Genomic DNA, 13,725 nt, shown 5'->3' on the forward strand with positions numbered 1-13,725 from the left:
CCACACCCGTGGAACACGAACGATTCCTCGCCATAACAAAACCTCAGCCGGCACAAGCCGCCTGATCAACTGTCCACGATTTGCGGGCAACCCCACATCCCAAGTCCGAGGCGACGAGTTCCTTTCAGGCTGAGCGTTTGGAAAGAAAACCACAGGGTTTGATAGTGATCTCGTGCGCGTCTTCAAGTAACGGCAGTCCGTGTGCGCGCGGATGCTGCATCAGGCAGGGGGCCATCCAGCCGCCGATAGTGGCTGCCGCGGCACCAGAATGCCGTAGGTCTCCAGCATCGAGGCCAGTGCATCTAGGTTCCATCGTCTGCAACCCGTCTACCGGTACCCTACCGGCCATCAAAAGAGGAAAGTTCCTGCCCTAGGTTTCGATAAAGTCAAGCTTTGTCAACACTAAAAAGACAAAAAGCCTCTGACCTGCGGAAACACTGTGCCCGAGGTGGGACTCGAACCGTCTTCTAGGCCTTGAAAACACGGGGAACCCCAGAAAACATCGCCCATCCAACCGAGTCCGGCCCATATACGACCCCGTCCGAGGGAAAAGTGTTGACAGTGTCAACACTCCCGATTTATCCATTTATGGACCCCTCTCCCCGGAGACCAAGAGGCACATGAGTAATGGTCCAGTTGCCCGCGTCGGGCGATCTGAATTCGATCGCCTCCGAGTTCACCATCGACACGGCCCTGTCAGCGGCTCTCTTGAATAAGGATTCTGCCTCGACCTCGTTACCCCGGCCTTGGCGGCAAGAACAACGATTGCCTGGGTTACCGTGACTGAACCGACTTTGGCCAGGTCGAAAGTTCAGGAACACGGGCCTGGCACCAGACATCGCATTTCGACACTGCTGATTCACTCTCGAACGTCCGCCGGGCCTGCCACGTTGCTAGCTTAGATCCGGAGTTTGAATTGATCCTTGAGGTTTTGATGCCGACTACCCAGGGAAACGGGCGTGACGAACGAGTGGGCGACACTCACCGGCTCAAGGCAGCAGTCGCCTTCGGACGTAACTGTGAGCACTAGTGTGAGCAGTGTGTCCCGAATTTCATCGACAACCGGGGTGATAACCTTGCTCACCATTCTTAGAGAGTCCTCCTTAACAGCTGGCTTCTCACCGGCCTCCAAAAACAAAACGCCGCTGAATGGACTGGCATGGCAAAGGTAGTCGCATCCAGTTTCGACACGCTACGCACCTGGAACGGTGAACAGAGCCGGGCGTTTGAGGAGCTTGCGTTTCAGCTCCTCAAGGACCGGGCGCCGTATGGGACACGAGCCATACGAACTGGCAACCCTGACGGAGGAGTGGAGTGGTATGCCACGCTGCCGGACGGTACCGAGTGGGGTTGGCAGGCAAAGCATGTCCACGGCATCGACGCGCTCTTGACCGCCATGACGGATTCAGTTCGGCGCGTCGCCAAGGAACGCCCGGCTCTGCGAAAGCTGACTTTCGTCATTTCCTGGAACCTAGCCACTGGCCTCGGCGGTCGCGAGCGGAAGTCTCAGCGAATGAAGTACGAGGACAAGGTCGCCAAATGGCGCACCAACATCCCCGGCGGGAACGCGATCGATTTTGACCTGGTTCAAGAAAGTGACCTGCTGGACGAACTCGCTAAACCGCAACACAACGGTCGACGCTGGTTCTGGTGGGGGGACCTCGTCTTCGGCAACGACTGGCTAGATAACAGGTATCAGCAACAGGCTGCTGCGGCAAGCGAGAAGTATCGTCCTGACCTCCAGGTTGATGTCCCCGTCCAGGAAGATCTCCTGGCGCTCGGATTTGACCAGTCAGTCCTTTCGGTCGTTAGGCGCCTGCTCCGCGAAGTCGCCGCGGCAGTCAGCGATGCCCGCATACGGGTAGAAAACGAGGGCTCCGCGGCGTCGGCGCCCTATCAAGCAATTCGGGACACGGCCGCCGCCTTGAACGCCACGGCCGAAACTCTGGGGCTGCAGGCAGGCGATCCCCCAACCGCGCTTGATCCCTTGCTGGCTCAACTGAAGGCCTGCCAAAGTGCCATCTACGCCGCGCAAGAACACGAACGAAGAGTCAAGGCCTCGTGGCAGGCGCTACCCGATGACGACCAGAAGAAGGCCAACAAACCGTCTGAACAAGTTGGCAGCTACAGCGTCCGCGAGCTGGCCTCGGCTATCCAGGAGTTGTCGTCCTGGCTTCGCTCGTCTGCTGGACGTTCGTTTCGGACCCGGGCCTACTTTCTGACCGGTCAGGCCGGGTCTGGGAAGACTCACCTGTTACTGGACTCTACTCGGCGTGCGCTCGAAGCTGGACGTCCCGCAGTCTTTCTCGCCGGTGCCCAGTTCGGCCAAGGCAACCTGTGGGCGAGCATCGCAGACCAGCTCGGTCTTGAACCGCTTGGAGCAGATGTGCTGCTGCGTGCCATGGACGCAGCAGGTGAGGCGGCATCACTAGTTGGGAGCAGGTTCGTGATCTTCATCGATGCTCTCAACGAGACCACTCAACCCGACTTCTGGCGTATTCATTTACCCGCACTGCGGGCCGCCATCGCAGCTCATCCCCACGTCGCCATTGCTGTCTCCTGCCGAGACACCTACGAGGATCTCGTCTTAGAGGGCACCGAAGGTTCCCACTACGTTCGCCAGGCCCACCCTGGATTCGCAGAACGGGAAATCGAAGCCACCCAGCGCTACTTTGAGCACTACAGGCTCGAGGCACCCAAGATTCCGCTGCTGACGCCAGAGTTTACGCTCCCACTCTTCCTGCGGCTGTACTGCGAAAGCCTGTCACAGTCAGAGAAGGGCTCGATCCCCCAAGGACATCATGGACGGATTGCCATCTTTGAACGCTACCTTGCGACCAAATTGGCAATTGTCGCAAGGCGATACCGGCCATCGGCCACCTCAAGCTATGAATTGAACGTGGCCAAGTCACAGACGAGGCGCGTACTCGACGCCTTGCTCGACGAACTTTCCCGGCTCGGCCGCGAGAGCATGAGCGCCGCCACGGCCGAATCGGTCGCCCACGCTGCCCTGGGCAATGTGCAATCCGACGCGACAAGAATTCTCGGCCTCTTTCAGGAGGAGGGTGTCCTCACCCGCGAGCACCTTTACCTAGGCGAAGGCATCACCGATGAGGGCGTTCGGATCCTCTTCCAGGCCTTTGCTGACTTCCTCCTCCTGAAGCGCCGTCTGTCGCTTTCCGAAGACCCGATCCATGACCCAAGGCTGAAGAAATGGCTGACAGAGGACTGCAGCTGGGGTATCAACGAAGCTGCAACTATCCTGTTTCCCGAAGCCTTCGATGTCGAAGTCCCAGACCTTCTCAACATCAAACTGGACCGGGAAGAGAAAAACCCGGATGACCCAGACGCCTGGAAGCGCCACCATCGCGCCCGCCAGCTCTACCGATCACTCGTGATCATGCTGCCCTACCGCGCAACACAGGCAGTCTCACAGCGCACCATCGAACTGCTTAACGAGGCGCAGCGGTACCTGTCGCGTGACGAGTTCTACCAGGTGTTATTTTCGTTGGCCCCGCAGCCGGGAAGTCCACTCAACGGCGATGGTCTTCACCGCTATCTGACGAGGCTTCGCATGCCACAGCGAGACCGCGACTTCGGCTTCGCTACCTACCACGAGTTATCCGACACGTTCAGCCCTGCGGCCCGCCTCGCCCGGTGGGCGGCGGCCGGCCCTTACCCAGCGTACGACGCCGAGGTAGTCGAGCTCGCGTGCATCCCGCTGTGCTGGTTATTGTCGTCGCCGAATCGCTTCATGCGGGACTGGGTCACCAAGGCGCTCGTGCAACTCCTACACGGTCACCTCGATGTCACGCGGGCGCTCTTTGAGCGGTTCTGGACCGTCGATGACCCCTACGTCGTACAGCGAGTTGCCGCAATCGCCTACGGCGCGCTTCTACGAAGCACGCCGGCACAGAGTGAACAGGCGAAGGAGCTCGCGCAGGCCGTGTGCGCGCGGGCCTTCTCACGTCCAGTCCGGGCGGACGAACTGCTCCTGGACGCTGCGCGTAGCATCGCTCGATGGGCAGCCGCACACAAGTTGGTGTCCAACTCAGTCCTGGATTCGTCCCGGAGCCCCTACGGGCTTAAGCCACCCGGTCCGCCACCAAGTGAGACCACGATTGACGCTAAATACGGCTGGGACAAGGATCAACCGGACGATGAAAGCTACTCCTCCATCTACTTTTCGCTGTTGAGCCTAGGAGATTTCGGGCGCTACGTAGTTGAATCAGGCCTGCATCACTTCTCACGCTATCGCACAGGCTCCGAATACCCAGAGCCCTTGCACAAGAAGCCACGATTCGTCCGGGCCAGGTGGAAGACGTTCGTCACGTCGCTGAGCGATGACCAGAAGCATGCTCTCGAGACCCTCGTGCGCGACCCCGAGCCCGGGCGGGTGATTCAACTCAGCCTCCTCCAGTATCGCGGTGACGATCTGCTCACCGACGAGCAATACAAGCTACTCGACAGCGTGTACGTCTATCCAAAAGCGGTCAATGACGAGTACCCGGCCAGAGACGCACGGCGCTGGGTCTTCCGCCGGACGCTCAGCCTCGGCTGGACGCCTGAGCTGTTCGGGCTGCAGGACCGTACTATTGGGCGGGGTCGAGGACGGGAAGGGCATAAGGCTGAACGCTGGGGCAAGAAATACCAGTGGATGGCCTACCACGAGCTGCTGGCCCGCGTTGCTGACAACTACCACCCTTCTCGACGTTTCGACGAAAACCGGCCCTATGAAGGATTGCATCAGATCACCGGCGAGCGAGAAATCGACCCCAGTCTCCCTCCAATCGATTTCCGGGCCTTCAACGAAAATGACGGGACCGGCACAACCGCGTGGCAACCTCCGCTGATCCAGCTTGAGGAATGGCCGCCCGCACGGCTCGACTTCAACCAGTACCGAGGAGACATCCGACGCTTCCTCGCCGATACAGACTCAGAACCAACAGTTGCAGGCTCCATGTTCCTTCAGGACCGTGCTGGCAACGACTGGGTAGTTCTTGAAAGCGTCGTGAAGAAGGTGGATCCCCGGGCGCGAAAGGGCTGGAGGGGCCTTCGCGAGCAAGCCGCTGTCGACACCCTGCTCATCGCAGCAGACGCCGCTGAGGAGTTTCTCGCCGACGTGCCTGACGATCCGCACCATGAAGTTCCTGACCTCTTCGATTCTTATGGCCACACCGGCTGCTGCTACGTCGGCGAGGTTGGTCGGGTCGGTGGAGGCTGCTTTCACCGACACGACCAGCTTCAGCCGATCGAGGTCGGCAACAAGACCTTCCGGCTCGTATCAACTGTGGAGCAATATTCCTGGGAGGGAAGTGTCCTCGACTGTTCCATTGGCGAGACCGCAAGCACCGTTCTTCCCTCAACGTTCATCCAACAAACTGCAGGACTAACATTCGACATGCGCGGGCCAAGCTGGCTGAACGCAGCCGGTATTCCTGTCTTCACGTACTACGAAGAAGAAGGGAACAACAGCCACGCCTTACTCGTAAGAGCATCCTTCCTCCGCAACTTCTTGACCACCCACAAGCTAGCGCTGATCGTGCTGCACTGGTTCGACCGGATGGAACTTAAAGAAGATCACAGCGGCTCACACCCTTATGCAGAGTCTAGGATCCATGCCCGAATGTCAGCAGACTTGAAGATCTTCGAAGGTACGCCGAGAAGAAGCGGACGAGACCTCGGTTGATGGGGCGTGCAGCCGCTTAACTTCCTAGGCTCTGAACTTCCTTTACTCGTGGAGAGCACGTCGCTAAGCGGCCGCGGCGTCTACGCCCTACGTTTCTATGTTTGGTGCACTTTGACCATCGGCAACTACGACTGGAGCTTGTAGGTGGTGGTGGGTGGCGGCGAGATGGCCAAACCTACCTCCGGATGGACAGCCTTCGGCACGAGCGTCACGCCGAGTGGCGAGCCATGGGCGTCGGGGACTAGTTGATGATGGCAACGTCCGGCTCCCAGAAATGACGGGTGATGCCTTGGTCTTCGTCGGCAGCGCGTTCACCCAGCTCGATGGTTATGAGTTCGTCACCTTCATAGGCGGGACTTAACTCGAGCGCAAGATAGTCGAACAGCTCTCGCTCGTGCACTGCGATGATGACCTGTCTTTCGTTCTGTTTCGACAAGAGACGGACGAGGGCAGCGAACTGCGCGACATGCACCTCGTCCATCGCTTGCACTGGGTCGTCGAACACCAGACAAGGGACGAGAGGCTCGACTGCGAGGTGGAGCGCGAGAAACAACGACAGTGCTGCGGTGTTCAGGTTGCCTGCGGACAACATCATTTGCGGTGGCCCGCTGGCTTCCCCGTCGCGGTGAATGGTTTCCAGTTTGATGTCGAAGGTCTTCTTGGCCGCGCTTGGGATGCCGAATCTTGGAATGAAGCTCTCGTCGGGGGCGAGTCTGGTGAACACAGACTTCCATACGTCATTGAGGGACTCAGTGAACACGCGGTGGACGATGGCGGTTCGCGCTTGTGATGCGGCTTCGTGGACCTCCTTCGCCACTCCTTGACGGCGTTTGGCTTCCGCGAACCGGTCTTCCCAGTGCTTCTTCTGTTCCACCACGTCAACCACTTGGCGACCGATCAGAGAGTCACGCTCAAGGGCTTTCACTAGGAGGGCAGCTTGCTCAACGGCCTTCTTGCTCTGCTCGGCCTTGCCCTTGAGGCCGGCAACGTGAGCGTCCGCGTGGTCACGCAGTTCGTTCAACGCAGCCGGCAAATCCGGGGTCGTTGGCGCGGCTGCCCGCAGCACGTCCGCATACTTTGCGATCTCGCGGCTGATGTGTGCCTCTTCCAAGGTCGCAACCTCAAGGCCGTCCAGTGTCTGTTGAAGATCGCGCTCGGCCCGCTCCAGATCTTTGCCAAAGGACTTCGCCAATTCGATATCACCGACCTGGACAGCGAGTTCGGTAAGCGTCGTGAGACGGTCCTCGATGGACTGCCGCTGGTCAGGAGTGAGTAGGGTGCCCGAAAGCTGGGTGAGTTCGACTTCAGCACGTGCAATTCGTGCGACCAGGCGATCGCGATCATGGCGAAGGACCACGAGTTGCTGGCCATGGGTCGCTAGGTCGGCAAGTTTGCCATCGATGTGGGCCAACAAATTGTGCCCGGCGGTTTCAGCGAAGTCTCGATCACAGACTGGGCACGTGTTGCTTTCTTCGGCCACAGCGCGGGCTGCGGCCAGGCTCTCCACGAGTGCACTTGAATGCTCGTGAGCCTCGGTAAGCCTCGTTTGAACTGCATCAAGCTCGTCCTGGTCGCTCACCAAATCCGTGCGGACGGACTCGGTCTGCCTGTGAAGATCCAAATCGCTGCGCAGTTTCTGAGCAGCGACAGCCTTGGCATGTTCGATCGCGCTTCGCAGATCGGTCTGGAGGCTGGCGCCGGCGGCCGCCGCAGCTGCTTCCCATGCCCGAATCTCTACCCCGCTCGTGGCTTCCCATTCCTTCTTTCGGGTCGCCGTAGCTGCTAATGCGGTGCGTGTTTCCTCGAGGCGCTGCGGGGTGGGGCGCTCAAGGAGCGCGGAGATGCGACCGCCTAAGGCGATGAGCTCTTGCTGGCGTCTTGTCGCACCCTCCAACTCTGTAAGGGTGGAGGTGTCGTGTCGGAGTGCGTCCGCGTATTCGAGGAGGGCCTGATCGGTCTCCTGTTCGGCCCCACCATGGTTGAGGCCTGCGATCGTCTCGCTCAGCGCGGTTCGCGCGCCGGCAACCTCCGACCGACACTCTGCCAACAGGGCGGTGTGTTTCTTGAGTTCAGCTGCTGCGGATTTTGCTTCAAGGTCGGCGTCGTCTACGCCAAGTGCGAGCTTCCTAAGAAGCCTCAGGTCGAGGGCCTCACGGAGCCCGTCGCGAAGGGCATCTAGCTTCTCCAAACCGAGGAGTTCATTGACGAACTTCTCCAGCGCCGACTGATTGTTTCCTTCGCGGTCCTGATACAAATCGAGCAGACGACTCAGGGAGGCCTGGTCCAGATAGCAGCGTTCGGCGTAAAACTTTGCCGCCGACGTGCTGAACGCCGGGGTCCCTTCCGTACGCGCACCGCCGACCGTCAGCGGCTGCCCGGAATTACCTGCTTGCAGACTCTCGGCGACATCGACACGAACAGTCGCGTATGGCTGACCGAAGAATGGTAGATGAGCTCGGTAGCGCGGTGAGCTGCGTTCCATGCTCCGGATGGAACCGGTCAGCGCAAGCTCGAGCGCGGACAACACGCTGGTCTTTCCTGTCCCGTTGGGCCCATGAATGAGAACGATGGGGGCATCCAGCGGGAACTCGCGCGTGCCCTCGATACGGCGAAAGTCAGAAACCGTCAGTCGACGAACCGGAAGGTCACGCATCTTCGCCTCCCTTCTTGTCTGTCCAGCCTGCCCCGGCGTTCGCGTACCGCCGCAGAGCTTCCCGGACTGCTTCTGGTCCGTCTTGGGCGGCTTGGATGAGTGCGATGTGCTCCGATGATGACTTAGAAGGTCCAAGGGCACCCATCACATCGTTGAGCGGGTCGCTTCCATGCATGAGATCCGCGTTGGGGAGGCTGAGGGGCAGCAAGACAGCGACTGCTTCCTCGATTTCGGATACATCTGGCGTCGCTGACGATATGGGAAGGATCCGTGCATAGCGTTCGAGCTCCAATCGATCTCTGGCAGCAACTCCGCCGAGAACCACGAGGCTGACCGGGCGACGAGACTCGGCCAGATCGAGGGAACGAGCTAGACCTGCGATAAGGCGCTGCAAGCGGCGAGGAGGAACTTGGTCAGTGGCAATCAGTACCAAGTCGTGCGAACTCTTGGTTCCTCGTGCGGCCGCTTCGAAGTCAAACTCTGTACCGACGATCGTCAAGGGCTTCGGCAGCCGTTCGAAGCCAGCCCGTTCGAGTACAGCGAGGACGTTGTAGACACTCGTCATCAGAATCCTCCTGCCAGTTTGAATGCCTCATACAACTCGTCAACTGAGGACGTCTCGCACATGCTGGATGCGACGTTGAACCGTCCAGCGCCGGACTTGCCATCGCGTCCATAACGGGACCTTGGGGACCTGGTCTGCGTTCGAGGCTCCTCGTCCGCAACAACGACCAGAGCACTCGCGTTGCCATCGTCGAGTGCACCATCCAACTCGAGCCCCGTCAAGGCCGTGGCGTCCTTCACGAAGAAGACACGCGTTTCTCTGGGACCGGCCAAAAGACGGATAACGCCACCGTCAGGCACTTTACTGTAGCCTGGCTCAACCGACCACTGTCCGGCGCTGAGTCCTCTACCTATGAGGGCCAACGCGATGGCGAGCCGACCGAACTGTTTCGACGGGTAATCCGGGTTGAGCACCGCATGGGCGATGGGACGCTCCGATAGCGGTTCGTAGCGATTAGTAGTCTCATCCGGGGTCCGGCCCGCGCGGAAGATTGTCAGGGTCAGATTCACGACATCAATCAAACGGGCTGTGAACTCGCGCTGAAACTCCAAGATCTCCGAAAACTCGAATGTTTCAAAGTTGTCGGGTTGAGCAAGGCTGGCGGCAAGGTCGCGCAGCTCGAAGAGGTGGGCCTGCAACGGCTGCGCGGCCGCCGGCCCCCAGACGCCCTCTACGCTATGTTCGAGCAGGTAGCTCAGCTTCTCCGTGAGAGACGCCAGAACCAAAGCCAACAGTGTCGGCTTGGCGTACGCCCCCAACAGTGCAGACTCCGCGATCGCCTTCGAGTTGCCCTGATGATTCTCACCAAACGTAATTTTGAGCAAGTGCCGGTGGTACGACTCGAGTCGCTCTTCACTGAGCACAACAGAAGGAGGAGCCTCGGGCCACGGGCGGGAAAGGTCCTGAATGGAATTCGCAAACATCGTGTGGAGGTTCGCGTCCTGCGCCGACAGGCCCAGCATCAGGGTCAGTCTGTCCGTGTACAGCGTTTCAAGATGCTTCCGCATTGACCGGTTCTCTTGCTTCGTGGTCCATGTCGAGATCTGCGACTCACGAGCAATGAGACGATCTCGATACTCCCCCTGGAAGTCTCGGGCGCGTACCGCGCACCCGTGGAACTTGATGATGTCGATACGCGGACCGGGGTCACGGAAGTCGTCAGGTTTCACCACCACGCGGACGAGCGACGCATATGCCGGGGTCAGTTCATTCAATGCCTTCTCGAGAAGGCCGTCCCAGTTGGCCGTGACCGCTGTTGGCACCAACCCTTCCAGCAGGAGGATAGCGATGCAGTAGTGCTCTACATCGGGTTCAAGGTCCGGTGCCCCGTACGTGTCCGGAACATCGAGCCCGGTCCAGACGAGATAATCTTCTGGACTATCGTCCCCAACGGGTACATCAAGCACACTTGAGTACTTCGTCACGAGTGCGGCGAGGATTTGCTTCCGCAGGTCCCAGTTGCTGACCACGATGGAGAAATCGATAGACTCGAGCTCTTCTCGCGTCAATGGCGTGAGCCGAAGGACTTCATCGAGGGCTATCCGGTACTCACATTCGGGGTTACCTGGATCGATGTGCGACCGGAGATGCTCGATTACACGCTCAAGGAGGTCGTTAACATTCGGCACCCTCTCGCGCGAGATCCCCGAGCCCAACCAAAAGACGTACTGTCCCGCATTGAAGCCAGAAGAGAACTCTGAAAACGTGGCGTCAAACTTCTCCAATACAGCCGGAACTGTTCTTGCAGGTTCATTGCTCATTCCAGCCCCCCAGGTGCGAAAAGTCTCCGCGCCTCGCGGATGGGCGACACGTCAGTGCGCGTCTTCCCCCATCTTGCCATGCGTTGAATGCCTCTTTGCATGGTCTTCCTGGAGCGTGTCACCGTGGCGCGCCCGTTGGACCCTGGTCACGAGTTGACATTGGACCCAGCTAAAACGGCTACCAGTATTGCTTCGGGGTGTAACGTAACTCCGTTGACCAGGTCGGTATCAGTCCTCATTCTCAGAGGTCAGGCCCGCCGCTGCACATGGCGTAGGTCTCCGCGGCTGACATGGTCCCATTCCGCAGCAATGTCGAGCCGAGTCTATGGAGTCTGAAACCTCGCACGATCTGGACCACTGTACCGAGTGTTCGCCGGCAAGGACGTAGGCCACCATGTCGAAAAAGCGCAGGCGCCCAGCGAGTAAGTCGAGTGCCATATGAGACAAGCGGCGCGGAGTGGGCGGCCTTTAGTCCACAAAATCTAAACAGTCAAGCTTTGTCAACACTAGAAAAACAAAAGGCGTCTGACCTGCGGAAACACTGTGCCCGAGGTGGGACTCGAACCCACACACCTTTCGATACCGCATTTTGAGTGCGGCGCGTCTGCCAATTCCGCCACTCGGGCGCGGAGAACACCGGTGTAATAATCGCGGGCCCGAGACTGCTGTGAGCAACGCGATCGCTTCCAGTGCGCGAAATTACTCTACATGCAGATAGGCTGAATTCCAGAATCGCGCCAGTGACGCCGCATCGAACCAAACCGGTCCAAGTACACCAGCGGTCACAACCTAAGATGGTCTAGTTCCCGCCGTACCTTTCCAAGGAGTTCCCGTGTCAGAACAGACGGAGTCATCCCCTACTTCCAAGCCGGCGCGCCGCGTTGTCGTCGCCGAGGATGAGACCCTCATCCGCCTGGACATCATCGAGATCCTGCGGGGCGAGGGCTACGACGTCGTCGGCGAGGCGGACAACGGCGAGAAGGCCGTTCAGCTCGCCGAAGAACTGAAGCCGGACCTGGTCCTGATGGACGTCAAGATGCCGGTCATGGACGGCATTTCAGCCGCCGAAAAGATCGTCAAGGCCCGGATCGCCCCCGTGGTCCTGCTCACCGCCTTCAGCCAGAAGGAACTCGTGGAGCGCGCCCGCGACGCCGGTGCCATGGCCTACGTCGTCAAGCCCTTCACCCCGGCGGACCTCATCCCGGCCCTCGAAATCGCGTTGTCCCGGCACGAGGAAATCAAGGCCCTCGAAAGCGAAGTGACGGACCTGCAGGAGCAGTTCGCCACCCGCAAGCTCGTGGAGCGCGCCAAGAGCCTACTGACCACCAAGATGGGCCTCACGGAGCCGGAGGCGTTCCGCTGGATCCAGAAAACCTCTATGGACCGCCGTCTCAGCATGCGCGAGGTTGCCGAGACCATCATCAACCAGGTCAACTAGCGCCGGCCGGTAAGAGGCAAGAAGCAAAACGAAAAAGGGAGGGTCCCCGCCGCGTAAACCGCGTGGCGGGGATCCTCCCTTTTTAGTGAACCAAAGAAGCTAGGGCTTGCTGCCCTTCTTCTTCTTTTCCGGCCAGGGACCGAGCTTGTCCTTGGCAACCGCGGCTTCGCTGGTGCTGCCGAAGTCGGCCAGATCGCCGACCTTGTGGACCTTCAGCAGGTTCGTGGAACCCGCCTTTCCGGGAGGGGAACCGGCGGCGATGACGACGAGGTCACCGTCCTCTACGACGTCGAGTTCCAGGAGGCTGCGGTCGACCTGGGCGGTCATCTCGTCGGTGTGGCCCACCATCGGGACCAGGACCGGCATGATGCCCCAGGTCAACGCCAGCTGGTTCCAGACGTGCTCCACCGGCGTGAAGGCGAACACCGGACGGATCGGGCGCAGCCGCGACAAACGGCGTGCCGAGTCACCGGACTGGGTGAAGGTACAGATGTACTTCGCATCCAGCTGGTCGGCGATCTCGACGGCGGCACGGGTGATGGCGCCGCCACGGGTCTTGGGCTTGGTGCCCAGCGGGGGGACGCGCTCCAGGCCGTGGACCTCGGTGGATTCGATGATCCGGGCCATGACCTTAACGGTCTCGATCGGGAACTTGCCCACGCTGGTCTCGCCCGAGAGCATAACCGCGTCGGCGCCGTCGAGCACGGCGTTGGCGCAGTCGGAGGCCTCGGCGCGCGTCGGGCGCGGGTTGTCGATCATGGACTCAAGCACCTGGGTGGCCACGATGACCGGCTTGGCCCAGCGGCGCGCCAGTTCGATGGCACGCTTCTGCACGATCGGCACTTCCTCGAGGGGAAGTTCCACGCCGAGGTCGCCACGGGCCACCATGATGGCATCGAAGGCGTCGATGATCTCGGAAAGCTGCTCAACGGCCTGCGGCTTCTCGATCTTGGCGATCACCGGCACGCGGCGGCCTTCTTCGTCCATGATCTCGTGGACGCGCTTGATGTCCGTGGCGTCGCGGACGAAGGAGAGGGCAACCATGTCCACGCCGCGGCGCATGGCCCAGCGCAGATCGTCCTCGTCCTTTTCGCTCAGCGCCGGAACGTTAACCGCAACACCTGGCAGGTTGATGCCCTTGTTGTTGGAGACGTACCCGCCGACGATCACCTGGGCGACCACCTTGACGTCGTCGACGTCGATGGCCCGCAGGGCCACCTTGCCGTCGTCGATCAGCAGGGCGTCGCCGGGGTTGACGTCTTGGGTGAGGCTCTTGAGCGTCGTGGAGGCGATGTCCTTGGTGCCGGGGACATCCTCGGTGGTGATGGTGAAGGTGTCACCGACGGCCAGGAGGTGCGGTCCGTCAACGAAGCGGCCGAGCCGGATCTTCGGGCCCTGCAGGTCCGCCATGATGGCGACGGGCTTGCCGAGCTGGCCCGCTGCCTTGCGGACGTTCTCGTACGTGGTGTCGTGTACGGCGTAGTCGCCGTGGCTCATGTTCATGCGGGCCACGTCGACGCCGGCCTCGAGCACGGCGAGAGTGTTCTCGAAGCTCGCGATTGCCGGTCCGAAGGTGGCCACTATTTTAGCGCGTCTCATATACCTACCCTAGTAGTCGAT

At 60.2% G+C, this 13,725-nt stretch carries 6 protein-coding genes and 1 tRNA gene; 2 read left to right on the top strand and 5 right to left on the bottom strand.

Translation table 11 applies throughout. The annotated features are described in order from the left end of the window. The first annotated feature begins 1,159 nt into the window (after window positions 1–1,159). Window positions 1,160–5,689, top strand: coding sequence for an NACHT domain-containing protein (locus ABIB51_RS13615; protein WP_354188854.1), 4,530 nt, complete (start codon window positions 1,160–1,162; stop codon window positions 5,687–5,689). A 241-nt stretch (window positions 5,690–5,930) separates the two neighbouring features. On the opposite strand, the gene ABIB51_RS13620 is transcribed toward ABIB51_RS13615, so the two are convergent. From ABIB51_RS13620 to ABIB51_RS13635, 4 genes are all read right to left on the bottom strand, one after another. Next, entirely contained in the window at window positions 5,931–8,342 is a 2,412-nt protein-coding gene (locus ABIB51_RS13620; protein WP_354188856.1) for an AAA family ATPase, read from the bottom strand. Next, window positions 8,335–8,907, bottom strand: a complete 573-nt coding sequence (locus tag ABIB51_RS13625; RefSeq protein ID WP_354188858.1) for a hypothetical protein — start codon at window positions 8,905–8,907, stop codon at window positions 8,335–8,337. Before ABIB51_RS13625 ends, ABIB51_RS13620 begins: the two co-directional genes overlap by 8 nt. Beyond that, window positions 8,907–10,667, bottom strand: coding sequence for an SIR2 family protein (locus ABIB51_RS13630; protein ID WP_354188860.1), 1,761 nt, complete (start codon window positions 10,665–10,667; stop codon window positions 8,907–8,909). Before ABIB51_RS13630 ends, ABIB51_RS13625 begins: the two co-directional genes overlap by 1 nt. Before the next feature lie 544 nt (window positions 10,668–11,211). Continuing rightward, window positions 11,212–11,293 (bottom strand) — tRNA-Leu (locus ABIB51_RS13635). A 206-nt stretch (window positions 11,294–11,499) separates the two neighbouring features. Between ABIB51_RS13635 and ABIB51_RS13640 the strand changes: the two genes are divergently transcribed. Continuing rightward, complete coding sequence (locus ABIB51_RS13640) at window positions 11,500–12,105, top strand: ANTAR domain-containing response regulator (RefSeq protein ID WP_354188862.1); 606 nt, start codon at window positions 11,500–11,502, stop codon at window positions 12,103–12,105. A 99-nt stretch (window positions 12,106–12,204) separates the two neighbouring features. On the opposite strand, the gene pyk is transcribed toward ABIB51_RS13640, so the two are convergent. Beyond that, window positions 12,205–13,704 (bottom strand): pyruvate kinase, encoded by a 1,500-nt coding sequence (pyk, locus tag ABIB51_RS13645; RefSeq protein ID WP_354188864.1) that lies wholly within the window; start codon window positions 13,702–13,704, stop codon window positions 12,205–12,207. Window positions 13,705–13,725 lie beyond the last annotated feature (21 nt).

The organism is Arthrobacter sp. UYCu712, assembly GCF_040547005.1.
GTDB lineage: Bacteria > Actinomycetota > Actinomycetes > Actinomycetales > Micrococcaceae > Arthrobacter.

Bases quoted from the DNA above. Each gene is read 5' to 3' on its own strand.
- ABIB51_RS13615 (WP_354188854.1), top strand. From the start codon at position 1,160: ATGGCAAAGGTAGTCGCATCCAGTTTCGACACGCTACGCACCTGGAAC.
- ABIB51_RS13630 (WP_354188860.1), bottom strand. From the start codon at position 10,667: ATGAGCAATGAACCTGCAAGAACAGTTCCGGCTGTATTGGAGAAGTTT.
- ABIB51_RS13625 (WP_354188858.1), bottom strand. From the start codon at position 8,907: ATGACGAGTGTCTACAACGTCCTCGCTGTACTCGAACGGGCTGGCTTC.
- pyk (WP_354188864.1), bottom strand. From the start codon at position 13,704: ATGAGACGCGCTAAAATAGTGGCCACCTTCGGACCGGCAATCGCGAGC.
- ABIB51_RS13620 (WP_354188856.1), bottom strand. From the start codon at position 8,342: ATGCGTGACCTTCCGGTTCGTCGACTGACGGTTTCTGACTTTCGCCGT.